We start from the raw sequence: 22,587 nt of genomic DNA on the forward strand, positions 1-22,587 counted from the left end.
CGCAACTCCGAAAAGGCAGGCAGACGTGACGCAGCACATGCCCGAGGGGCGGACCAGCACCGCGGGGCTCAACCTGACCGACTCGGTGTACGAGCGGTTGCTCCAGGAGCGCATCGTCGTGCTCGGCTCCGAGGTGAATGACGAGGTCGCCAACCGCATCACCGCGCAGCTGTTGCTGCTGGCCGCGGAGGACCCGCATTCCGACATCCGGTTCTACATCAACTCGCCGGGTGGTTCGGTGACGGCCGGGTTCGCCATCTACGACACCATGCAGCTCATCGAGCCGGACGTGGCGACCTACGCGATGGGGCTCGCAGCGTCGATGGGGCAGTTCCTGTTGTCGTCGGGGGCGCCGGGTAAGCGCTACGCCTTGCAGCACGCGCGGATCCTCATGCACCAGCCTTCGGCCGGTGTGGGCGGCACGGCGTCGGACATCGCCATCCAGGCCGAGGTGTTCAGCAAGTGGAAGTACGAGCTGGCGCGCATCACGGCCGAGCAGACCGGTCAGACGGTGGAACAGATCCTCAAGGACAGCGACCGTGACCGGTGGTTCACCGCGGCCGAGGCCAAGGACTACGGCTTCGTCGACCAAGTGCTGACTCGCGACAACCCGACCCCGAACTCGAACTGACCGGGCAGCCAGGCTAGGAGGAGAATCATGAACGGTTTCCAGCTTCCGCAGGCCCGGTACATCCTGCCCTCGTATGTGGAGCGCACGAGCTACGGGATCAAGGAGTCGAACCCGTACAACAAGCTCTACGAAGAGCGGCAGATCATGCTGGGCGTCCAGGTCGACGACGCCTCCGCTAACGACGTGATGGCGCAGTTGCTCCACCTCGAGCACGAGGACCCGGATCGCGACATCATCCTGTACATCAACTCGCCCGGTGGGTCGTTCACCGCGTTGATGGCGATCTACGACACGATGCAGTACGTCCGTCCGGACATCCAGACGGTGTGCCTCGGCCAGGCCGCTTCGGCCGCCGCGGTGCTGCTGGCCGCGGGCACGAAGGGTAAGCGGCTCGCGTTGCCGAACTCCCGCGTGCTGATCCATCAGCCCGCTACCGAGGGTGCCTACGGGCAGGTGTCGGACCTGGAGATCCAGGCCGCCGAGATCCAGCGGGTGCGCCGCCTGATGGAGACCACGCTGGCCAAGCACACCAACAAGTCGGCCGACGAGGTGCGGGCCGATATCGAGCGTGACAAGATTCTGACGCCCGAAGAGGCCAAGGAATACGGCATCATCGATCACGTGCTGGAGTACCGCAAGGCATCGCAGAGCTGACGGAAGCGGCCTTCGTGATGGGGCGGGCGGCGTGTCTGCACAGGGCCGCCGTCCGCTTCTCGCATTAGTCTTGAGGTTCCGGGCGCTCGATCGCTGGTAAATCTCCCGTTGGGCGCGCGGGACGGGTACCGTCAGTGGCAACGCACGAGGAAAGGTGTCATCGACACCGGGAGGGGACGAGGCAGCGGTCATGGCACGGATCGGCGACGGGGGAGACCTGCTGAAGTGCTCTTTCTGCGGCAAGAGCCAGAAACAGGTGAAAAAGCTCATCGCCGGGCCCGGCGTGTACATCTGTGACGAATGCATAGAGCTGTGCAACGAGATCATCGAGGAGGAGCTCGCCGAGACGAGCGACGTCAAGCTCGATGAGTTGCCCAAGCCGGCCGACATCCACGAGTTCCTCGAGCAGTACATCATCGGCCAGGACGAGGCCAAGCGGACTCTCGCCGTCGCGGTGTACAACCACTACAAGCGCATCCAGTCGGACCCGAACAGCTCCAAGGACTCTAAGGACGAGCCTGTGGAGCTGGCGAAGTCCAACATCCTGATGCTGGGCCCCACGGGGTGTGGCAAGACCTATCTGGCGCAGACGCTGGCGAAGCTGCTCAACGTTCCGTTCGCGATCGCCGATGCCACCGCGTTGACCGAGGCCGGTTACGTCGGTGAGGACGTCGAGAACATCCTGTTGAAGCTCATCCAGGCCGCAGACTACGACGTCAAACGCGCTGAGACGGGCATCATCTACATCGACGAGGTCGACAAGATCGCTCGTAAGTCCGAGAACCCGTCGATCACCCGGGACGTGTCGGGTGAGGGTGTGCAGCAGGCGTTGCTCAAGATCCTGGAGGGCACGACGGCGTCGGTGCCCCCGCAGGGTGGACGGAAGCATCCCCACCAGGAGTTCATCCAGATCGACACCACGAACGTATTGTTCATCGTGGCAGGGGCGTTCGCGGGCCTGGAGAAGATCATCAACGACCGCATCGGTAAACGTGGTCTGGGCTTCGGGGCCGAGATCCGCACCAAGCGGGAGATCGAAGAGAGCAACATCTTCAGCGAGACGATGCCCGAGGATCTGATCAAGTTCGGTCTGATCCCGGAGTTCATCGGTCGTCTCCCGGTCGTCGCCAGCGTCACCAACCTCGACAAGCAGTCGCTCGTGCGTATCCTCACCGAACCGCGCAACGCGTTGACCAAGCAATACAAGAAGCTGTTCGAGATGGACAACGTGGAGCTGGAGTTCACCAAGACGGCGCTGGAGGCGATCGCCGACCAGGCGCTGCTGCGGGGGACCGGCGCACGCGGTCTGCGCGCGATCATGGAAGAGGTCCTGCAACCGGTGATGTACGAGATCCCGAGTCGCGACGACGTGGCGAAGGTGGTCATCACCGAACAGACGGTGCGGGAGAACGTGAATCCCACGATCGTGTCACGTCAGCCGACACGGCGGCAGCGGGAGCGTGGGGAGAAGTCGGCCTAAAGCGCTGAACGCTACTCTCGGTTTCCATGACAGCTACGCCACCGACGTCCTCGCCCGTGTCGAACGGCGATCAGGGCGCCGATTTCGATGATCTCGCCCGCAAGTTCGTCAGGGTCGCACGGTTGCGTCGACCGCGCGTCCACCTGGCACTGCTCGTTCTGCTGGGCGTACTCGTGGCCGTGTGTCTGCTTGCGACGATCACGCGTGCCTCCGCCGTACCGCTCATCCCGCTCGCCGGGTTGGCCGTCTCCGGTTACGCGGTGTGGCGCCTTCGTACGGCTGTCACCGATAGACAGCTCGTGGGGCAGATGACTTTGTTCGCGGTCGCGGTCTCGGTCTCTCTGTGGTCGATGTCGTACCTCGCTCGTACCCTGCTCTGAGGGTTTACACAGCGCGACCCCGGGATAGCCCGTTCGGGTTAGCGATGTGAGCGCGAGGAAACGTAGCCGTGAGAGGACTTCACGATATCGAGGGGCGGTTTTCTCACCAGGCGCTTTTCTACCGGGACACCCAGGATTACCTGGCCGGAACAGTGCCTTTCATTCTTCGAGGGCTCGCCCAGGGCGAGTCCGTAGTGGTGGCGGTGCCGGAGCACCATATTCGGCTGCTCGAGCGGGCTCTCGGGCCGGCCGCGGACCGGATCCGTCTGCTCGACATGAATGACGTGGGACGCAATCCCGGACGGGTGTTGCCGACCCTCCTCCGTTTCTTCTCCGATGCGCAGGGACCTGCCCGCTTGCTCGGTGAGCCCGTGTGGCAGGGACGCTCGACGGAGGAGTACCTGGCATGTGTCCAACACGAGGCCTTGATCAACCTCGCGTTCGCCGACTGGGCCGCGACGTTTCTGTGTCCGTACGACATCAACATCCTCAGTCCCGAGGCGGTCGCCGATGTGGAGGCGACGCACACCGTGCTCGTGGACTCGACAGGAACGTGGCCCAGTACGGCTTATGCTCCGCACACCGCGTACGAGCGGTGCAACGTGCCGTTGCCGATTCCCGACGGCGCGTTCACGTTGCCGTTCGACATCGAAGCTCTGTCGGAGGTCCGCCGAACCGCCACCGAGTTCGCCGCGTGCGCGGGCTTCGGGGAGAACCGCCTGCAGGATGTCGCCCTGGCGGTGGGCGAGATATGTGCTAACAGCGTCCAGCATGGTGGCGGGAGAGGAGTCTTCGCGATCTGGCGGCACGAGGACGGTGTGGTCTTCGAGGTCACCGACAAGGGCCGGCTCACCGACCCATTGGCCGGCCGTAGGCCACCTGCCGCCCACCAGTACGGAGGTTGGGGTCTGTTATTGGTCAACCAGATCTCGGATCTCGTGCGCACGCACACCGGTCCGGAAGGACTGACGACGCAGGTCTATCTGCGGTGGTGACCGCGGTGACGTGGTCACCACCTCACACCTGTCGTGGTGTGTGCTTGCCGAGGAAATCGAGCAGGCCCGGCACGGTGGACCGGAAGAAACGAGGGCTGTGGCTCCCGGGCGCGAGATGGGCGATCTCGGGATCGGCTCGTTCGATGAAAGTGCGCACGCCGTTGATGAACGGGTCCTCGGTTCCGCACCAGATGCCGGTGGGGACGTTGCTGAGGGCCTCGACATTGTGCAGGGGGTCCATGGAGGTCCATTCGGCCTTGCTGCGCCAGACGCGTCGTTTACGCATCCGCCGCCACGACATCAGTGCGGGGGCGACCGCTCCGACGGCTCGTACGGGACGTCCTCGTTCGGAACGACGGCGAGCGTAGAGCAGGGCGCCGAAACCTCCCATCGATATCCCCGCGGAAGCGAATGGTGTGCCGTCCGTGCCCGCGAGGCCACGTGCGCGTAACCATTCGGGCACTTCTTCCAAGAGCATGCTCATGGGATCGTCGCCACGGTGGTGCTCGTGCCAGTACGTACTGCCACCGTCCACGGCGACGAAGCCGAGCGCGGGGATGCGTCCATCGGCCACGGCGTCGCCGAGTCTGGTCATCAGGCTGCCCGGGCCGGCCCTCCGGGCGACGGAGCCTCGGCCGTGCAGCAACACCACCATGGGCATGCCGTGTGGTGGGGTTCGGCGAGGGAGCGTGTAGACCACTTCGACGTCCTGCCGACGGTATCGCGAGTAGCGCTCTTCTCGTATCGCGACGCCACTTGCCCGCACCGAACGTGCCGACGAGGAGGTTCCGCCGAGAGAGGTGACACCCAACGTCGCCGACAACGTGATACCCAGCAGAACGCTTCGCCTGCTGAGCAGAATACCGGATCGTCGTGAGTCGGGTGAATACGGCACGGCCACTCCCAGGGCCTCGTCCTGCGCGACGAGGACGCACTCGCCTTCGGTTACTCGATCCCGTTGCCGGTGTACACGTTCATGCTCTCCCCGCGGAGGAAGCCGACCAAGGTCATGCCGTTGTCCTCGGCCAGCTCGACCGCGAGTGACGAAGGTGCCGACACCGCGGCGATCAGGGAGATACCCGCCATCGTCGCCTTCTGAACCAGTTCGAAGGAGGCGCGGCCGGACAGTAACAATCCGGTGTCGCGCGCGGGAACACGGTTCTCCTGAAGTGTCCAGCCGAGCAGTTTGTCCACGGCGTTGTGCCTGCCGACGTCCTCCCGCACGGCGAGCAACGTGCCGTCCGCGGTGAACAGGGCCGCCGCGTGCAGCCCTCCGGTGGAGGCGAACACGCGTTGTTCCCGTCGAAGGGCGTCGGGCAGTGCCGACAGCACCGTGCGATCGATCGTGAACGTCGAGTCGCCGGGAGCGAACCGGCTTTTCAGCCGCACGGCGTCCAACGCGGCCTTGCCGCACACCCCGCAGGACGACGTGGTGTAGAAGTTGCGCTGCACTCCGACGTCGGGCATCGGCACGTCGTCGGCCAGCTGGAGGTCGAGCACGTTGTACGTGTTGCGGCCGGTGTCGTCCACACTGTCGCAGTAGCGGGCGAGGACGACGTCCTCCCTGGCCCCGATGACACCTTCGGACAGCAGGAAACCGTGTGCGAGTTCGACGTCGTGTCCCGGTGTCCGCATGGTGACGGCCAGGGGGGTGCCCGAGACGCGGATCTCCAGCGGTTCCTCGGCGGCCAGCGTGTCCGGCCTGCGGCGGTCGCCGTGCGGAGTCAGTTTTCGCACGGGTCTGCGTACCGTCACCCGGCCCATCGGCACCACTCCTTCACGTTGCGCGGCCCCTCCATCATGACGTGTTCCGGACACCGAACGCGAGTGAAGATCATCCTCTACGCTCGCGGGTATGTTGATCGCTGAGGATCTGCTGTTGCTGGTGTACGACGACGAGGTCGGCAAACCGGTGAGCATGATCTCCCATCTGGAGCATTCGCTGGCCGGGGCACTGCTGGTGGAACTGGCCATCCGAGAGCGTGTCGATATCACCACCGACGGCGACGAGGGCAAGTCGGGCAGGATCGTGATGCGGGACGACACACCGACCGGGTCGGCACCGCTGGACGACGCGCTCGCTCAACTGTCCACGCTGGAAGGGAAGAAACCCAAGGACGTGTTGAGTCCCTTGGCGAGTGGTCAACTCATCGAGCGTCTGCTCCAGGGACTCGTCGAACGTGGCATTCTCCGCCGGGAACGTGGTCGTGTTCTCGGACTGTTCCCCACCACCCGCTGGCCCGCCGAGGACTCCCGGCACGAGGAACAGGTCAAGGCCCAGTTGCGTCGTGTGCTCGTGGACGGCGAGGAGCCGGACGAACGTACCGCCGCGCTGATCGCCCTGTTGGCCAACACCACGGCGCTGAAGCACGTCATCGGCAAGGAGGACGGCGAGGTGGCCGATCGCAGGGCCAAGAAGATCGCGGAGGGCAACTGGGCGAGCGACGCTCTGCGTAAGACCGTCGAGGAGATCGTCACAGCGACGTTGATCGTCCCCACGATCCTGGTGGCCGGTTCCTCCTGACTCCGTCCGCAGCCGGTGAGCCGGTGAGAGGCGGGAGGAGGGACTTCGTAGACTTACTTATCGTGACGGACAGCGCAGCGCGAAACACCGATCTGCCCACTTCTTGGAATCCGGCCGACGAAGAGGCCGCGATCTACCAGCGGTGGGTATCGGCGGGCTATTTCCAAGCCGATGCGACGTCGGACAAGCCGCCGTTCTCGATCGTGCTTCCGCCACCGAACGTCACCGGCAGTCTGCACATGGGGCATGCGCTCAACCACACGCTCATGGACGCCATGACGCGGCGCAGGCGCATGCAGGGTTACGAGGTGCTGTGGCTGCCCGGCATGGACCACGCGGGCATCGCCACCCAGAACGTGGTGGAGCGGGAGCTCGCGAAGGAGGGGCTGTCACGCCACGACTTGGGCCGTGAACGGTTCGTCGAGCGGGTCTGGGACTGGAAGGCCGAGTACGGCGGCAAGATCCTCGACCAGATGAAACGTCTCGGCGACGGCGTGGACTGGTCGCGTGAGCGGTTCACCATGGACGACAGCCTTTCGCGTGCCGTCCAGACGATGTTCAAGCGACTCTACGACGACGGACTCGTCTACCGGGCCGAACGCATCATCAACTGGTGCCCGCGGTGCATGACGGCGCTGTCCGACATCGAGGTGGACCACTCCGACGACGAGGGCGAGCTCGTGTCCATCCGCTACGGCGAGGGCGACGCCTCCATCGTGGTGGCCACGACGCGGGCCGAGACGATGCTGGGTGACACGGCGGTGGCGGTGCACCCGGACGACGAGCGGTACGCGCACCTCGTGGGAACCGAGGTCGAACTCCCGTTGACGGGTCGTCGGATCCCGATCGTGGCCGATTCCCACGTCGACCCCGAGTTCGGTACCGGAGCGGTGAAGGTCACTCCCGCGCACGATCCCAACGACTTCGAGATCGGCCGACGACACGACCTGCCCATGCCGTCGATCATGGACGAGCGCGGGATCATCACGGCACACGGTCCGTTCGAGGGCCTGGACCGGTTCGAGGCCCGGCCTGCCGTCGTCGCGGCGCTGCGTGAGCAGAACCGGATCGTGGCGGAGAAGCGTCCGTACGTGCACGCGGTGGGGCATTGCTCCCGCTGTGACACGGTGGTGGAGCCTCGCCTGTCGCTGCAGTGGTGGGTGAGGGTCGAGCCGCTGGCGAAGGCCGCGGGTGACGCCGTGCGCGACGGCCGAGTGAAGATCCATCCGCCGGAGTTGGCCAAGCGCTACTTCGACTGGGTCGACAACATGCACGACTGGACCATTTCGCGCCAGTTGTGGTGGGGGCACCGCATTCCGGTGTGGTACGGACCGAACGGCGAGACGGTGTGCGTCGGTCCCGACGAGCAGCCGCCCAGCGGTGAGGGCTGGACCCAGGATCCCGACGTGCTCGACACGTGGTTCTCGTCGGGGTTGTGGCCGATGTCCACGTTGGGCTGGCCCGAGGAGACCGCCGACCTGGCGAAGTTCTACCCGACCAGCGTGCTGTCGACCGGCTACGACATCCTCTTCTTCTGGGTCGCCCGGATGATGATGTTTGGCCTGTACGGCATGCGGGACAACGGCCCGGAACGCTCGATCCCGTTCGAACACATCTACCTGCACGGCCTGATCCGGGACGCGCACGGCAAGAAGATGTCGAAGTCCACGGGCAACGTCATCGACCCGTTGGACTGGATGGACCGGTTCGGTGCCGACGCCACGCGGTTCACGCTGGCGCGGGGTGCCAACCCCGGTGCCGATATGGCGTTGGCCGAAGAATGGGCCGCCGGGTCGCGTAACTTCTGCACGAAGTTGTGGAACGCCACCCGTTTCGCCATGTCCAACGGCGCCACCGCCGCCGTCCCGGTGCCCGACGCCGACGAACTGACCGAGGCCGACCGGTGGATCCTCGGCAGGCTTTCGTCCGTCGCCTCCGAAGTGGACTCGCTGCTGGAGGACTTCCAGTTCGCCAAGGCCACCAACCTGCTCTACCACTTCACGTGGGACGAGCTGTGCGACTGGTACCTGGAGCTGGCGAAGGTGCAGCTGGCCGGTGAGAAGGCCGAAAGCACCCGGGTGGTGTTGGGCCACGTTCTCGACGTGGTGCTGCGGTTGCTGCACCCGTTCATCCCGTTCATCACCGAGCGGCTGTGGACCACGCTCACCGGCGGTGAGTCGTTGGTGATCACGGAGTGGCCCGTGGGTTCGGCGTGGGCATTCCCCGCCGACCCGAAGGCGGACACGCGGATCGCCGACGTGCAGAAGCTGGTCACGGAAGTTCGGCGGTTCCGCTCGGACCAGGGCCTCAAGCCGGGGCAGCGGGTGTCGACCCGACTGTCCGGAGAAGGGGCCGCCGCGATCGAGGGCCACGAGGAGGCGGTGCGGTCACTGGCCAGGTTGAGCGAGCCCGGTGACGCGTTCTCGACGACGGCCTCACTGGAGGTCGCCCTGTCGAGCGGTCCGGTGACGGTGGAGATCGACCTGTCCGGGGCGATCGACGTGGCCGCCGAACGTAAGCGGCTGCAAAAGGACCTCGCCGCCGCCGAGAAGGAGCTCAAGCAGAACGAGGGCAAGCTCGGCAACCAGTCCTTCCTGGACAAGGCGCCCGCCGAGGTCGTCGAGAAGGTCCGTGCTCGCCGGGACGCCGCCGTCGCCGACATCGAACGCATCAAGGCCAGGCTGGAGTCGCTGGACTCGCTGGGTTCGTGAGTCTCGCGGGCGGCTAGCGGGTGAGGTCGCCGTTCCCGCTCACCGTCCGCGGGCGGCCAGGTGGTCGAGGATGACCTCGGCGACGCCTTCCATGCCCCAGTGGTTCGGGTGGTAGTGCGCCGCGCCGATCGGGTTGAGGACCCGCCCTTGGAACCACGCGTGGTCGGAGCAGGCGTCGTGGCCGAGCGATGCGGGGTAGGTGTCGATGAACGTGGTGCCGGTCCCGCTGTTCGCCGCCGCTGTGGCCAAAGCCGCGTTGAGTGTCTCCTCGATGTCGTTCAGCCAGGCGTAGTCGCCGTCGGAGAACGGCAGGATGTGGGGACAGGTGCCGCTGGGCGGCGCGATTCGGGGATAGCCGATCAACAGGATCGTGGCCTTAGGGGAGCGCTGTCGGACGCCGGCGAGCACCGTCTCGACGTCTACGCGAGTGCGGTCGATCGCGGCTTTCAGCGTATCGGTGCCGTCCACTGTGAAGTGTTCCTGGCAGGGACTGCCGGTCGGATCCGTTTCCCGTAGTTCCGGGCAGGTGTCGATGACACTGCCGAAGACGCCGTAGTCGTTGCCGCCGATGCCGATGGTCACCAGGTCGGTGTCGGAGCGGAGGGCGTCGAACTGTGGTGGATTGTGTCCGAGGGCCAGTTCCTGTGGCCGCGTCACGTCGGTGGTGTCGGCCCCGGCGCAGCTAACGTCGGTGAGCACCGTGTGTCCGAGCCGTCGGGCCACCACGGACGGGTAGTTGTTGGTGGATCTCAGGCAACCGATCCGATCGAGGCGCTGGAAAGGGATCAGGGGCCCGGAGGTGTACGAGTCGCCCAGAGCGACGTAGCGCATCGGCTCCGAGGAGGTCTGCACCGGGGAGGTCTGTACCGGCTCCGGAGAGGCCGCGGCCGCGGTGGCGGGATGTATCAGTGCCAGCACGAACACGGACACGAGGACGGTGACCAGACTCCGGCGGCTGCGCATCCCTCAGTTCTAGCTGGTCCCTTTCGTTGGTAGATCTTCCAAAAGGGTGATTTGCGGTCACGAAACCTTGGGTTCACTACATGCCTTCTTGTGTATCGATAAGAAATACTTTTGTTTGACATGCGCATAAGATCGACTATTGTGCGCAGCTATGGCTGTGACTGGTCTCACTGGGCGGGAGCCGGTGGTCCGCATGCGGGGGATCACCAAACGGTTCCTGGGCAACGTGGTCCTGCGCGATGTGGACCTCGACCTGTACGCCGGTGAGGTGCACGCCCTCGTGGGGGAGAACGGGGCGGGCAAGTCGACGCTGATGAAGATCCTGGCCGGAGTCCATGCCGCCGACGGCGGCAGCGTGGAACTCGACTGGGGTCCGGTGTCGTTCTCGACTCCCAGGCAGGCGCAGGCCGCGGGCATCTCCATCGTGCACCAGGAACTCAATCTGCTCGGTGATCGGTCGGTGGCCGAGAACGTGTTTCTCGGGTCGGAGCCGGTGCGGCGCGGGATGGTCGATCGGCGGCGCATGGAGGCGGACACGGCGGCGTTGCTGGAGGACCTCGGCGCCACGGGTATCTCTCCGCGAGATCCCGTGCGACGGTTGTCGGTCGCTCAACGGCAGGTCGTGGAGATCGTCAAGGCGCTGTCGAGTGATGTCCGAGTGCTGGCGATGGACGAACCCACCGCCGCGTTGGCCGACAACGAGGTGGAGCTGCTGTACGGACTCGTGCGGCGACTGTGCGACCGGGATATCGCCGTTCTGTACGTCTCCCACCGGCTGGTGGAGGTGTTCGAACTCAGTCACCGCATCACCGTCCTCAAGGACGGTGCGTTGGTCACGTCCCGGGCGAGTGACGAGCTGACCGGTGATGATCTCGTGCGCCACATGGTGGGGCGTCCGCTCGAGGCGTTGTTCCCGTCGCGCGCGGCCGAGTCGGAGCTCGGTGTGACGCGGTTGCGGTTGTCTGGATGTGGCAACGAGCGGCTGCGCGACATAGACCTGGAAGTACGCGCGGGCGAGATCGTCGGGCTGGCGGGGCTGCAGGGCGCGGGGCGTTCAGCCGTTGCCCGGGCGGTGTGCGGCAGCGAGCCGTTCACCACCGGAACGGTCGAAGTGGACGGTTCGCCGGTGCGAGTGCGGTCGCCACGCGTGGCTGTGAGGTCCGGGATCGCGCACGTCACCGAGGACCGCAAGGGCGAGGGACTGGCCCTGCGCCAGTCGGTGCGGGACAACACGCTGCTGGTACGGCGTGCGGCGTTCGGCGGGCGAGCGCGCGGCACGGCGGTAGGCGTTTCGGAGCTGCTGCAGGCGGTGACGGTGGTCGCGCGGTCACCGGAGCAGGAGGTGCGGTTCCTGTCCGGCGGAAACCAGCAGAAGGTGGTGCTCGCCAAGTGGTTGGCGGTGGAGCCCAGGGTACTCATCGTCGACGAACCGACCCGCGGCATCGACGTCGGCGCCAAACAGGCGGTGTACGAGCTGCTGCGCGGGCTGGCCAGGGACGGTGTCGCCATCGTGATGATCTCCTCCGAGCTGCCCGAGTTGATCGGCATGAGCGACCGGGTGCTGGTCATGCACGACGGTCGGATCGCGGGCGAGCTCCCCGCGGGGCCGACGGAGGAGGCGGTGATGAGGCTGGCCACCGGCCATGTGGCGACGGAGGAGGCCGCGTGAGCGAGGATTTGTGTTGCGCTTATGGCGGCCGACTGGGGTGGGCCCCCGCTGTGGCATTTTTGCGTGCCGCGGTAGGGGAGGGTGTCCCGCAGGACACGGAGGAGGCCGCGTGAGCGGAACCGCTGTGGCCTCCAGAACTTCTAATAGTCCTCAGTGGACTAGCCGGTTGGCGAATCCGGTCGTCGGTGTCTACGGCGCCTTGGTGCTGGTCGTCATCGTCGGAAGTGTGCTTGTCGCCCTGCGCGGCGGAGTATTGCTCGATCAGGGTGGAATCTCGAACATCCTCGTTCGCAGCACCGCACTCGGTTTGGTAGCCATAGGACAGACGATGGTGATCCTCACCGGCAAGTTGGATCTGTCGGTGGCTTACCTGGTGGGGCTCTCCTCGTTGATTGCCGCGGAGACGATGGCCGGTGATCCGGCGATGATCGTGCCCGCCGTGGTGTTGACGCTCGCGTGCGCGGTCGGGGTGGGACTGGTCAACGGGTTGGTGGTCACGCGTCTGAAGGTGAACGCGTTCATCGCGACGTTGGGCACCGGGCTGATCATCCGTGGCTACTTGGAAAGTTCCTACGACGGCCCGGCTGGGGACGTGCCCACGGTGTTCCAGCACCTCGGTTACGACCGGATCGGGCCGGTCCCGGTGTCGGCAGTGCTGATGCTCGGGCTCGCGGCGGTGGCCTGGTGGTTCCTTACACGGACGCGTCCCGGCTACCACGTCTATGCCGTGGGCGGCGATGAGGAGGTCGCGCGGTTCTCGGGCGTCCGTACCGAGCGGACCGTGGTGTTGGCGCACGTGTTGTGTTCGGTGGCCGCGGGCCTGGCCGGGTTGTTCCTCGCGAGCAGGCTGGGTGCGGGAGCCCCGTGGGTGGGTACCGACGGTGGTTACGACCTGGAGTCCATCGCGGCGGTGGTGCTGGGCGGCACGATCCTTGCCGGTGGACGGGGTGGCGTGGTCGGCACGATCGGCGGTGTCCTCATCCTCGCGACCCTCGACACGATCTTCGATGACCTGGGTGTGAATTCGTTCTTCAAGGACGTGGTCCGTGGTGTCGTGCTGATCGTGGCCGTCGCGCTGTACACCAGGCGTAGGAGGGCCGGCCGATGACCGAGACCACCACTCCCACGCGACGATCGCGCGGACTGCCGGGCCCCAGACTTGGGAACGGCACCGGCCCGGTCCTGGCCGTGCTCGCGATCGTGCTGGTGGCTTTGGCGTTCGCCGGTCCCGCCTACAGCGAACCGTCGGGTTACCTGGCGCTGCTCAAACGTGCGGCGCCGTTGATGATCCTCGCCATCGGACAGTACTTCGTCATCGTCAGCGGCGGGTTCGACCTCTCGGTCGGATCGCTGGTCACGGCGGAGGTCGTGATCGCGGCGCGGCTGCTCGACGGTGACGAGACGGCGACGGTGTGGGTCGTGCCGCTGTTGCTGGTCCTCGGTGCGCTGGTGGGCCTGGTCAACGGACTGATCACCACACGACTGTCGGCGCCGTCGTTCATCGTCACGCTCGGGATGCTGCTCGTGCTCGACGGCGCGGTGTTCCTGTGGACCGGCGGTGCGCCCCGGGGAGCGCTGTCGGGGGCTTTCCGCACCGTGGGGCGCGAGGGCTTCGAGGTTCCGCTGCTCGGCCAGGTGCCGTGGTCGGTGTTGCTGCTCGCCGGGCTGGTGGTCGCGGCCGTGGTGTTCATGAGAGGCGGCACCGGGCGCACGCTCGTGGCGGTCGGCGACAACGAGACCGCGGTGCGACTCGGCGGCGGCGGTGTCGAGGGCCTGCGCACGCTCGCGTTCGTGTTGTCGGGAGTGTCGGCGGCGATCGCCGCGATCCTGCTCGGCGGGTTCGCCGGTGTGTCCGCGCAGGTCGGCGATGGGCTGGAGTTCCAGGTCATCACGGCCGTCGTCCTGGGTGGCGTGGTGCTCGGCGGAGGGCGAGGCTCCGTCGTCGCCGCGGTGGCGGGTGCGCTCACGCTGGAGGCTTTGTTCTCACTGCTCAACCTTCTCGGCGTCTCCGGAGGGCCGGAGTCGGCCGTACAGGGCGTCATCATCATCGCCGCCGTGGCCTACGCGGCAGTGGGGCGGTCGAAGTTCCGGACAAGGAGAACCGCATGAGGAAATCATGGTTGACCGTGGTCGCCGCGGTGGGGGCGTTGACGATGGCGAGCTGCACCAGCGACCTCCCCACTGAGGGTGCTTCGCCGGACGGGACACAGCGGCAGACCTCGGAGGCGAACGAGTTCTTCGACCAAGCCGAGTATGAGCGGCAACTCGCTCTGCGGGACGTCACGCCCGAAGGACCGGACGGTAAACCGTGGGAACAGGCGCTCGAACCGGACCCGGTCGACACCTCTTCCTATGCCACCGAGGGGCCGCACCATCTGTGTTTCTCCAACGCGTCGGTGGACAATCCGTGGCGGCAGGTCGGCTGGAAGACCATGCAGGCCGAAGTGGAACTGCACGACGAGATCGCCGATTTCACCGTTCTCGACGCCGAGGCCAAGGACGACAAGCAGATCAGTGACATCGCATCGTTGGTGGCACAGGGCTGCGACGCCCTGATCGTCTCACCGAACACGACGTCGACGTTGACGCCCGCCGTGGAACAGGCATGCGACAGCGGCCTCCCCGTGATCGTGTTCGACCGCGGTGTCAACACCGATTGTCCCGTGACGTTCATCCACCCCATCGGAGGCTACGCCTTCGGTGCCACGGCAGCGGAATTCCTCTCCGACGAGGTCGGTGAGGGTGGCACGGTGCTGGCACTGCGCGTGCTGCCCGGGGTGGACGTGTTGGAACACCGGTGGGCCGCGGCCGAACGCGTCTTCGCCGAACGCGGTGTCGAAGTGGTGGGAGTCGAGTTCACCGAGAACGACACGGCAAGAGCCAAGGGCATCGTCAGTGACCACCTCCAACGCGAGGGCCGGATCGACGGTATCTGGATGGACGACGGCACGGCGGCCGTGGCCGTGCTGGAGGCATTCGAGGACCAAGGCATGGAGCCTCCCGCCATCTCGGGCGAGGACCAGCAACAGTTCCTGGAGAAGTGGCGGGACGAGAACCTGACCGCGCAGGCCCCGGCGTATCCGACCTATCAGTGGCGTACGCCGGTCATCGCCGCGCTGCGAATCCTGTCGGGCGAACAGGTGCCGCGTGAATGGGTCCTGCCGCAGCCGGTGGTGACGGAGGAGAACCTCGACCGGTATCTCGGCGAGAGCATGCCGCCACTGCACTACGCGCTGTGCGGTTGCCAGGACATGCCCGGTTACCCCCAGCGTTGGCAATGACGAGCGGTGCCGAGTCGACAGGAGTGCCGAGCAATGTCCACTATGCACCCGATCGGTGTGAACACGTGGGTCTGGACGTCACCGTTGGACGACGCCGAACTGCGGAGACTGGTGCCCGCCATCGCGGCCCGAGGATTCGACCTCGTCGAGCTTCCGGTGGAGAACGTGGGGGATTGGGACCCCGGTGAGGCGAGCCGACTGCTGGCCGACCACGGACTCGGCGCTTCGGTGGTGCTGGTCATGCCGGAGGGGCGGGAACTGGTGAACGCCGACGCGGGCACGGTCGACGCCACCCAGGACTATCTGCGTCGATGCCTGGACATCGCGGCGGAGCTCGGTTCCTCCGCGCTGTGCGGCCCGGCCTACGCCTCCGTGGGGCGCACCTGGCGGATGTCGGAACGGGAACGAGCCGCGTGCGTCCGTGAATGGCGGGAACACATCACCCCGGTGGTGGAGCACGCCCACGACGTCGGTGTGACACTCGGGATCGAGCCGCTCAACCGGTACGAAACCAGCCTGTTCAACACCGTCGAGCAGACTCTGCGCGCCCTGGAGGGGATGCCCTCGTGCGGTGTCGCGCTCGACTTCTACCACCAGAACATCGAGGAACGTGATATCGCCGCGGCGATCCGCGCGGCCTATGACCGTGTCGCACACGTACAGGTGTGCGCCAACGACCGCGGAGCACCCGGCCGCGACCACTTCGACTGGCCCGAGTTGCTGTCGGCGCTCGCCGACGCTGGTTACACCGGGCCGTTGTGCATCGAGTCGTTCACCGCGCACAACGACAGCATCGCCAAAGCGGCCTCGATCTGGCGTCCGTTGGCCACGAGTCAGGACGCGCTCGCGGTCGACGGCCTGGCCTTTTTGAAGGAGGTGATGTCGTAGGGAGTGGTTCGTCCCCGACCGTCGACGGCGCCGGCACGCCGTGATCACTCATCACCCTCTACACCCCACGTGAGGATTCCATGAGTAGACGCAAGAGACCGTTGTCGCGCCTCGGCGCCATCGCGTTGGGCGGGTTGCTCACCGCCGGAGTGGCTCCGGTGGCCGCGCAGGCACAGGAAGCCGAGTTCCACGCACTGCTGTTCACCAAGACCGAGGGATATCGGCACGAGTCCATTCCGGCCGGGATCGAGATGTTCGAGGACCTGGCCGCCGAGAACGACTTCACGTTCGACCACACCGAGGATTCCAGCGTCTTCAACGACGACGACCTGGCGGCTTACGACGTCGTCATCATGTTCCAGACCTCCGGCATGGTCTGGGAGAACGACGCGCAGCGCGAGGCGATGCAGAACTACGTGGAGAACGGCGGCGGTATCGCCGCGATCCACAACGCCACCGACATGGGGATCGAGAACGAGTTCCCGTGGTGGGACGACCTTGTGAACGCGGGCGCGCACATGCCGTCGCACTCGCCGGGCGTGCTGGACGGCACGGCGAAGGTCACCGACCACCACCATCCGTCGACGGAAGGGCTCCCGGCGCGTTGGGAACGGGCCGAGGAGTGGTACAATTTCGACCAGAGTATGCGCGGCAAGGTGCACGTGCTCGTGTCGGCCGACGAGTCCACCTATGATCCCGGCCCCGACGCGATGGGAGCCGACCACCCGATCTCCTGGTGTCGCGATGTCGGTCTGTCCCGTGTGTGGGCCACCGCCATGGGGCATGACAGCGCCGCCTACAGCGAGGAACCTTTCATCCAGCACATCCTCGGCGGTGTGCGCACGGCGGCCGGTGTGGTCGAAGCGGACTGCTCGGCCACGGTGGGCTCCGCGTTCGAGAAGGTCGCGCTCGACACCAACACCCAGGCACCCACCGCCATGGACGTCGCCCCGGACGGCCGAGTGTTCTACTCGGAGATCCTGGGCCGGGTGATGGTGTATCACCCGGAGACCCAGAGCACGTTCACGGCATTGGAGCTTCCGGTCTACTCCGGCGGTGAGGACGGCCTGGTGGGGTTGGTGCTCGACCCGGGCTTCGCCGACAACGGTTGGATCTACCTGTACTACTCCCCGCCCGGGGACGAGGAGATCAACCGCGTGTCCCGGTTCACCGTCGAAGGCGACGCGATCTCGCTCGACAGCGAGGTACAGATCCTCGACATCCCCGCCTCACGCCGGGAGGAGCCGGGCCACACAGGCGGATACCTCACGTTCGGTCCGACGGGTGACCTGTACATCGGTGTCGGCGACGACACCAACCCGTTCGAATCGAGTGGGTACACCCCGATCGACGAGCGGGAAGGACGGGACCTGTTCGACGCGCAGAAGACGTCGGCCAACACCAACGACCTGCGCGGCAAGGTCCTGCGCATCACCCCGCAGGCCGAGGGCGGGTACACGATCCCCGAGGGCAACATGTTCGCGCCGGGCACGGAGAACACGCGCCCCGAGATCTACGCGATGGGATTTCGTAACCCGTTCCGGTTCACCGTCGATGTCGACGGGACTCTGTACCTGGCCGACTACGGCCCCGACGCCGGCGCCGCCGACCCCGAGCGCGGCCCCGACGGCAAGGTCGAGTGGAACATCGTGCGGGAGCCGGGTTTCTACGGTTGGCCGTACTGCATCGGCGACAACATCCCGTACAACGACTACGACTTCGCCACGGGCACCTCGGGGGAGAAGTTCGACTGTGCGAATCCGGTGAACGACTCGCCGAACAACACGGGGCTCGCCGAACTGCCGCCCGCCCAGGAGGCCGACGTCTGGTACGGCTACGGGGAGTCGGAGGAGTTCCCGATCCTGGAAACCGGTGGTGCCGCTCCCATGGGCGGTCCGGTGTACCGGTACGACCCCGACCTCGAATCCGAGGGCAAGTTCCCCGAGTACTACGACGGCAAGGCGTTCTTCTACGAGTGGGCGCGTAACCGCATCTACACCATCACGCTCGACGAACAGGGCGATGTGCTCAACCTCGACCCGTGGTTGACGAGTGAACAGACGATGGCGCCGATGGACATGCGGTTCGGGGCCGACGGTGCCATGTACCTGCTGGAGTGGGGCGGTGGCTACGGCCGGGACAACCCGGACTCGGGGCTCTACCGCATCGAGTACAACCAGGGCAACCGCAGGCCGATCGTCGAGGTGGGGGCCACGGTGACCTCGGGGCAGGCCCCGTTGGAAGTGTCGTTCACCAGCGAAGGGTCGCACGACCCCGAGGGCACGGAGGTCACCTACGCGTGGGACTTCGGTGACGGTGGCACGTCCGCCGAGGCCGATCCGACGTACACGTTCACCGAACACGGGCAGTACAACGTGCAGCTCGCGGTGACCGACGAGACGGGCAAGACCGGAGTGGGCAACGTGACCGTGACGGTGGGCAACACCGCGCCCACGGTTTCCATGGAAGCACCCGTGAACGGCGGGTTCTTCGACTTCGGTGACCACGTGGCGTTTGACGTCGACGTCACCGACCCCGAGGACGGCGAGATCGACTGCGGTGAGGTGGTCGTACAGCCCGCACTCGGCCACGACGCGCACGCGCATCCCATGGACCCGATCAACGCCTGTGAGGGCATGATCGAGACCATCGTGGACGACGGCCACGCCGGGGCGAACATCTTCTACTCGATCGACGCCAGCTACACCGACCACGGCGGCACCGACGCGCCGCGGTTGATCAGCCGGGACACCGTGATCCTGCAGCCCAAGCACAAACAGGGCGAGTACTTCACGTCCTCGGAAGGCATCCGGATCGTGAACGCGGAAGGCGCGGAGAACGGCAAGCGTATCGGTGACATCGACGACGGTGACTGGATCGCGTTCACGCCGGTGAATTTCGCGGGCATCGACGAGGTCTCGCTGCGAGTGTCGGCACCCGAGGGCGGCGGTGGCTCCGTGGAGCTGCGGGCCGGGGCTCCGGACGGCCCGGTGGTGGCCACTGTGGATGTTCCGTCCACGGGTGGCTGGGACCGGTACGAGGACCTGCCTCCGGCCGCGGTGACCGATCCGGGCGGCACGACCGAGTTGTTCGTGGTGTTCCGGGGTGAGACCGCGAGCCCGTTCGATCTCGATTCGCTGACGTTCATCGGTGATGGTGTGGCGGAGGTCGACGACGAGGCACCCGAGGTCTCGGTGACCGGAGTGGAGGACGGTGCCTCCTACGGCGATGCCACCGACGTCACCCTCGGCTGGGAGGTCGCCGACACCGGCTCGGGCGTCGCCTCGGAGGAAGCGACTCTCGACGGCGAGGCCGTGCGAAACGGGGCGGGGATACCGCTGCACACGTTGAGCCTCGGTACGCACGAACTCGTGGTCACGGCGACCGACAAGGCGGGCAACACGGCCGAGCGGAAGGTGACTTTCACGGTCACCACCTCGCTTGACGACATGCGAGAGCTGGTGGAGAGGTTCGCGGACGAGGACCGCATCGACGCGAAGACGGCGAAGGTGCTGGAGCTCAAGCTCATCGCCGTGGAGGGGCTCAAGCGATTCAGCACCCTCGCGGCCTCGGTGGTGCTGCACACGTTCGCCGACGGCGTTGAGAAACGGATCGCGGACGAGGAGGTGGCGAACGTGCTGGTCCGGGACGCGGAGTCGCTGATCGAGGAGTGGCGCGCGTGAGGGACCGGTGACAGACGCGGGGGACGGATGCCGGGCCGCCCCCCGCACAGGCCGACACCGGGCGGTGAGCCGGATGCCGCCCGGTGTCGGCTTCGACAATTCACCCGCCACCCCTCGATGTGGTCGTGCGGGGAAGGGGGATGCTCCCTTCGCCGGGCCGGGCGAAGGGAGCGCGTAGGCCCCATGGGGGCGCCACCGGAAAAACCATGCCGGGTCGGCGGGTACAGTGTCTCGCGGCGTCTCGCGGCCGTGACGTGTTCTCGGCCCGTCCAGTTCTGTGCATCTACCGGCCGTCGGCACCCCGACGGACAGCGGCGGCACGTAAGCAACCACCGCATCCGTGGAGGTGTCTCATGACTCGGACGATCGAAACCGGTTCGTCCTCACCGAGGCTGCTTCGCACGGCGGGACTGCCTTACTTCCTCATCGCCTTCATCGCGCGTCTGCCGTTCGCCATGATGGTCGTGGGAGTGCTCACCCTCGTGGTCTCTGCCCGGGAGTCGATCTCCCTCGGCGGCCTCAATTCGGCCGCGGTCGGTGCCGGGACGGCCTGCTTCGGCACGCTCTCGGGAGCGGCTGCCGACCGTTTCGGACAACGGCCGGTGCTGTTGGTGCTCGCCGGTGCGAACGCTGCGATGCTTCTCGCCTTCACGATGGTGGCTTACAGCGATGCCCCGGACATCGCCGTTCTGGCCGTCGCGTTCGGAATCGGCGCCACCGCTCCACAGGTCGCGCCGATGTCGCGTTCCCGCCTGGTCACGATCATCACCGAACGCATGGCTCCCACTCGCCGGGCACGGACCCTGTCGTCCACGATGGCCTATGAATCCGCCGCGGACGAGACCGTGTTCGTCATCGGTCCGTTCGTCGTCGGCATCCTCGCCTCGGCGTTCGCGCCGTGGGCCCCGCTGGTCGGGGCTGCCGTGCTCACCCTGTTGTTCGTCGGTGCGTTCGCTCTGCATCCGAGCGGCCGGCACGTCTCCGCGGCCCGCGGTGCGGACGGTGCCGCGCCCTCCTCGGCGCGTGAACTGTTCCGCGCTCGCCTGCTCGTCGTCGTGACCGGTACCTTCGGCGTCGGTTCCTTCTTCGGCGCGATGCTCACGTCGCTGACCTCATTCATGGCCGACCGCGGGGCATCCGATCAAGCCGGACTCCTGTACGGGGTGATGGGCATCGGTTCCGCCGCGTTCGCCCTCGGTGTCGTGCTCATGCCGTCGAGGTTCTCGCTGCGTGCCCGCTGGGTGACGTTCTCCGCGATCCTTTTCTCCGGCAGCCTGTTGCTTCTGTTCGTGCAGGACGTCCCCGGGATGGTCACGGCCCTGGCGCTTCTGGGTATCGGTATCGGCCCGACCCTGGTCACCCAGTACAGCTTCGGGGCCGAACGCAGTCCGGCCGGACGCACGGCGACCGTGATGACGATGCTGGGTTCGGGGATCATCGTCGGGCAGTCACTCGGTTCCGCCGTCACCGGTGAGATCGCCGAGCGGGCCGGAACGCCTGCGGCTCTCGTGCTTCCCGTCGTGGTGGCGACGATCGTCGCCACCATGGGAGTCGTGAACTGGTTTCTGACCGGCTTCGAGCAGCGCGGCCGACGGTCGCGTCGGGCCACTCGAATGCCCTCGTCCGGTGTCAGCGAGTGAGCGGAGAACTCCCTTGAGGATGACGGGCAGGGAGCGTGCATTTCGAGCGGCACGGGGCCGACCGGTATCCGGGCGTCGGACTCCTCACATTCGCCGATAGACGAGGAGATAGCGCCAGAACGGCAGTACTTGGATCCGACTGCCGGGCAGCAGCCGAGCGGCCTCGCGGCGAATGTGGTTCAGCGACATGTCCCAATCCCGGATCGGTGCCTCGGGAACGGGGTCCGCGCCCCCGTTCAGACGTTCGGCCACCGACACCACCGCCTGGGCGACGTAGTTGAGGGGCAGGGAAGCCAACCAGACCGCCCGGTCCCGGGGCGTGCTCGGGCGCGCCAGGCCCAGCACCGCCAGCACACCTCCGGGCGCGAGGGCGTCGCGCAGCGTTGCCACGGTGTCGAACGGCAGGTGATGCAGTGACGCGATGCACGTGATGACGTCGTAGTGCCGTGGTGGCAGTGGATGTTCGGTCACGTCGGCCCGGTGATAGGTGATGGTGCCCGGCCCGGGTGAACCCAGCGCTTTGGCCGGCTCCAGCACTTCCCCCGCCGGGTCGATGGCGTCGACGTCCAGGCCTCTCGCCGCCAACTTCCTGGCGAACTCACCCATGCCGCACCCGACGTCCAACGCTCGCCGCGCGCCGGGAGGTACCAGTCGGAGCAGCAGCGGGTGGTAGTGGGTGTTGTGGTCGAAGGGCACCCGGGCACCGTATCGGCGGCGACGTAGACTCGACAGCGTCACAGCAAGCTGTCGAGGGAGAGTGCGTGCCGCCCGACGACCAGGAGTTTCCCCCCGAACTCTCGGAAGGGGAGAACTTCATCGCCGGTCCGTTGCCGGACGACGAGTCCGACGTCGAACCGGTCGACGAGGCCGCGATCGACGAACAGGCCCGTCGTGAGTTGCTCACCGTGGAGGCCGAACTCAATCGGCGTTGGCCCGAGACCAAGATCGAGCCTTCGCTGACCCGGATCTCCACGCTGGCGAATCTGCTCGGCGATCCGCAGCGCGCGTATCCGGTGATCCACATCGCGGGTACCAACGGCAAGAGCTCGACCGCGCGGATGATCGAGACGCTGTTCAGCCACCTGGGG

General features: G+C 66.5%; 18 protein-coding genes and 1 pseudogene. 15 read left to right on the forward strand and 4 right to left on the reverse strand.

The window, feature by feature from the left end:
• Nucleotides 1-25 precede the first annotated feature (25 nt).
• From M7H19_RS08965 to M7H19_RS08985, 5 genes are all read left to right on the forward strand, one after another.
• Nucleotides 26-631 (forward strand): ATP-dependent Clp protease proteolytic subunit, encoded by a 606-nt coding sequence (locus M7H19_RS08965; protein WP_298179500.1) that lies wholly within the window; start codon nt 26-28, stop codon nt 629-631.
• Between the two features lie 27 nt (nt 632-658).
• Nucleotides 659-1,285, forward strand: coding sequence for an ATP-dependent Clp protease proteolytic subunit (locus M7H19_RS08970; protein ID WP_298179503.1), 627 nt, complete (start codon nt 659-661; stop codon nt 1,283-1,285).
• 190 nt (nt 1,286-1,475) lie between these two features.
• Nucleotides 1,476-2,765 carry an ATP-dependent Clp protease ATP-binding subunit ClpX gene (gene clpX, locus M7H19_RS08975; protein WP_298179505.1) on the forward strand — a complete coding sequence of 430 codons (1,290 nt, stop codon included), beginning with the start codon at nt 1,476-1,478 and terminating at the stop codon, nt 2,763-2,765.
• Nucleotides 2,766-2,791: 26 nt separating this feature from the next.
• Nucleotides 2,792-3,145: a hypothetical protein gene (locus M7H19_RS08980; protein ID WP_298179507.1), complete on the forward strand. Its 354-nt coding sequence runs from the start codon at nt 2,792-2,794 to the stop codon at nt 3,143-3,145.
• A gap of 68 nt (nt 3,146-3,213) precedes the next feature.
• Nucleotides 3,214-4,140, forward strand: a complete 927-nt coding sequence (locus M7H19_RS08985; RefSeq protein WP_298179509.1) for a sensor histidine kinase — start codon at nt 3,214-3,216, stop codon at nt 4,138-4,140.
• Nucleotides 4,141-4,162: 22 nt separating this feature from the next.
• Here M7H19_RS08985 and M7H19_RS08990 read toward each other — a convergent pair whose 3' ends face one another.
• Both M7H19_RS08990 and fdhD read right to left on the reverse strand, forming a co-directional pair.
• On the reverse strand, nt 4,163-5,035 hold the full coding sequence (locus M7H19_RS08990; protein WP_298179511.1) for an alpha/beta hydrolase-fold protein: 873 nt from the start codon (nt 5,033-5,035) through the stop codon (nt 4,163-4,165).
• A 50-nt stretch (nt 5,036-5,085) separates the two neighbouring features.
• The gene (gene fdhD, locus M7H19_RS08995) at nt 5,086-5,904 is read right to left on the reverse strand and encodes a formate dehydrogenase accessory sulfurtransferase FdhD (protein ID WP_298179513.1); all 819 of its coding nucleotides are present in this window, start codon (nt 5,902-5,904) and stop codon (nt 5,086-5,088) included.
• 91 nt (nt 5,905-5,995) lie between these two features.
• Between fdhD and M7H19_RS09000 the strand changes: the two genes are divergently transcribed.
• Nucleotides 5,996-6,664 carry a GPP34 family phosphoprotein gene (locus M7H19_RS09000; RefSeq protein WP_298179515.1) on the forward strand — a complete coding sequence of 223 codons (669 nt, stop codon included), beginning with the start codon at nt 5,996-5,998 and terminating at the stop codon, nt 6,662-6,664.
• A 62-nt stretch (nt 6,665-6,726) separates the two neighbouring features.
• Complete coding sequence (locus M7H19_RS09005) at nt 6,727-9,375, forward strand: valine--tRNA ligase (protein WP_298179517.1); 2,649 nt, start codon at nt 6,727-6,729, stop codon at nt 9,373-9,375.
• A 39-nt stretch (nt 9,376-9,414) separates the two neighbouring features.
• Here M7H19_RS09005 and M7H19_RS09010 read toward each other — a convergent pair whose 3' ends face one another.
• Nucleotides 9,415-10,338, reverse strand: a complete 924-nt coding sequence (locus M7H19_RS09010) for an SGNH/GDSL hydrolase family protein (RefSeq protein ID WP_298179521.1) — start codon at nt 10,336-10,338, stop codon at nt 9,415-9,417.
• A 151-nt stretch (nt 10,339-10,489) separates the two neighbouring features.
• On the opposite strand from M7H19_RS09010, the gene M7H19_RS09015 reads away from it, so the two are divergent.
• From M7H19_RS09015 to M7H19_RS09045, 7 genes are all read left to right on the forward strand, one after another.
• Nucleotides 10,490-12,007 (forward strand): sugar ABC transporter ATP-binding protein, encoded by a 1,518-nt coding sequence (locus M7H19_RS09015; RefSeq protein ID WP_298179524.1) that lies wholly within the window; start codon nt 10,490-10,492, stop codon nt 12,005-12,007.
• 166 nt (nt 12,008-12,173) lie between these two features.
• Nucleotides 12,174-13,115, forward strand: coding sequence for an ABC transporter permease (locus tag M7H19_RS09020; protein WP_298179530.1), 942 nt, complete (start codon nt 12,174-12,176; stop codon nt 13,113-13,115).
• Nucleotides 13,112-14,116, forward strand: a complete 1,005-nt coding sequence (locus M7H19_RS09025; RefSeq protein ID WP_298179533.1) for an ABC transporter permease — start codon at nt 13,112-13,114, stop codon at nt 14,114-14,116. Before M7H19_RS09020 ends, M7H19_RS09025 begins: the two co-directional genes overlap by 4 nt.
• On the forward strand, nt 14,113-15,288 hold the full coding sequence (locus M7H19_RS09030) for a substrate-binding domain-containing protein (protein WP_298179535.1): 1,176 nt from the start codon (nt 14,113-14,115) through the stop codon (nt 15,286-15,288). The genes M7H19_RS09025 and M7H19_RS09030 overlap by 4 nt, the downstream gene beginning before the upstream one ends.
• 33 nt (nt 15,289-15,321) lie before the next feature.
• Nucleotides 15,322-16,176, forward strand: a complete 855-nt coding sequence (locus M7H19_RS09035) for a sugar phosphate isomerase/epimerase family protein (protein ID WP_298179539.1) — start codon at nt 15,322-15,324, stop codon at nt 16,174-16,176.
• Between the two features lie 80 nt (nt 16,177-16,256).
• Nucleotides 16,257-19,859 (forward strand): ThuA domain-containing protein, encoded by a 3,603-nt coding sequence (locus tag M7H19_RS09040; protein WP_298179542.1) that lies wholly within the window; start codon nt 16,257-16,259, stop codon nt 19,857-19,859.
• 353 nt (nt 19,860-20,212) lie between these two features.
• Nucleotides 20,213-21,499, forward strand: a complete 1,287-nt coding sequence (locus M7H19_RS09045) for an MFS transporter (RefSeq protein ID WP_298179546.1) — start codon at nt 20,213-20,215, stop codon at nt 21,497-21,499.
• 84 nt (nt 21,500-21,583) lie between these two features.
• Here M7H19_RS09045 and M7H19_RS09050 read toward each other — a convergent pair whose 3' ends face one another.
• Complete coding sequence (locus tag M7H19_RS09050) at nt 21,584-22,195, reverse strand: class I SAM-dependent methyltransferase (protein ID WP_298179548.1); 612 nt, start codon at nt 22,193-22,195, stop codon at nt 21,584-21,586.
• 65 nt (nt 22,196-22,260) lie between these two features.
• On the opposite strand from M7H19_RS09050, the pseudogene M7H19_RS09055 reads away from it, so the two are divergent.
• Nucleotides 22,261-22,587 (forward strand): annotated as a pseudogene (locus tag M7H19_RS09055) (dihydrofolate synthase); the annotation flags it as partial.

The organism is Saccharomonospora sp. (assembly GCF_027317685.1).
In the GTDB taxonomy this organism is placed as follows: domain Bacteria; phylum Actinomycetota; class Actinomycetes; order Mycobacteriales; family Pseudonocardiaceae; genus Saccharomonospora.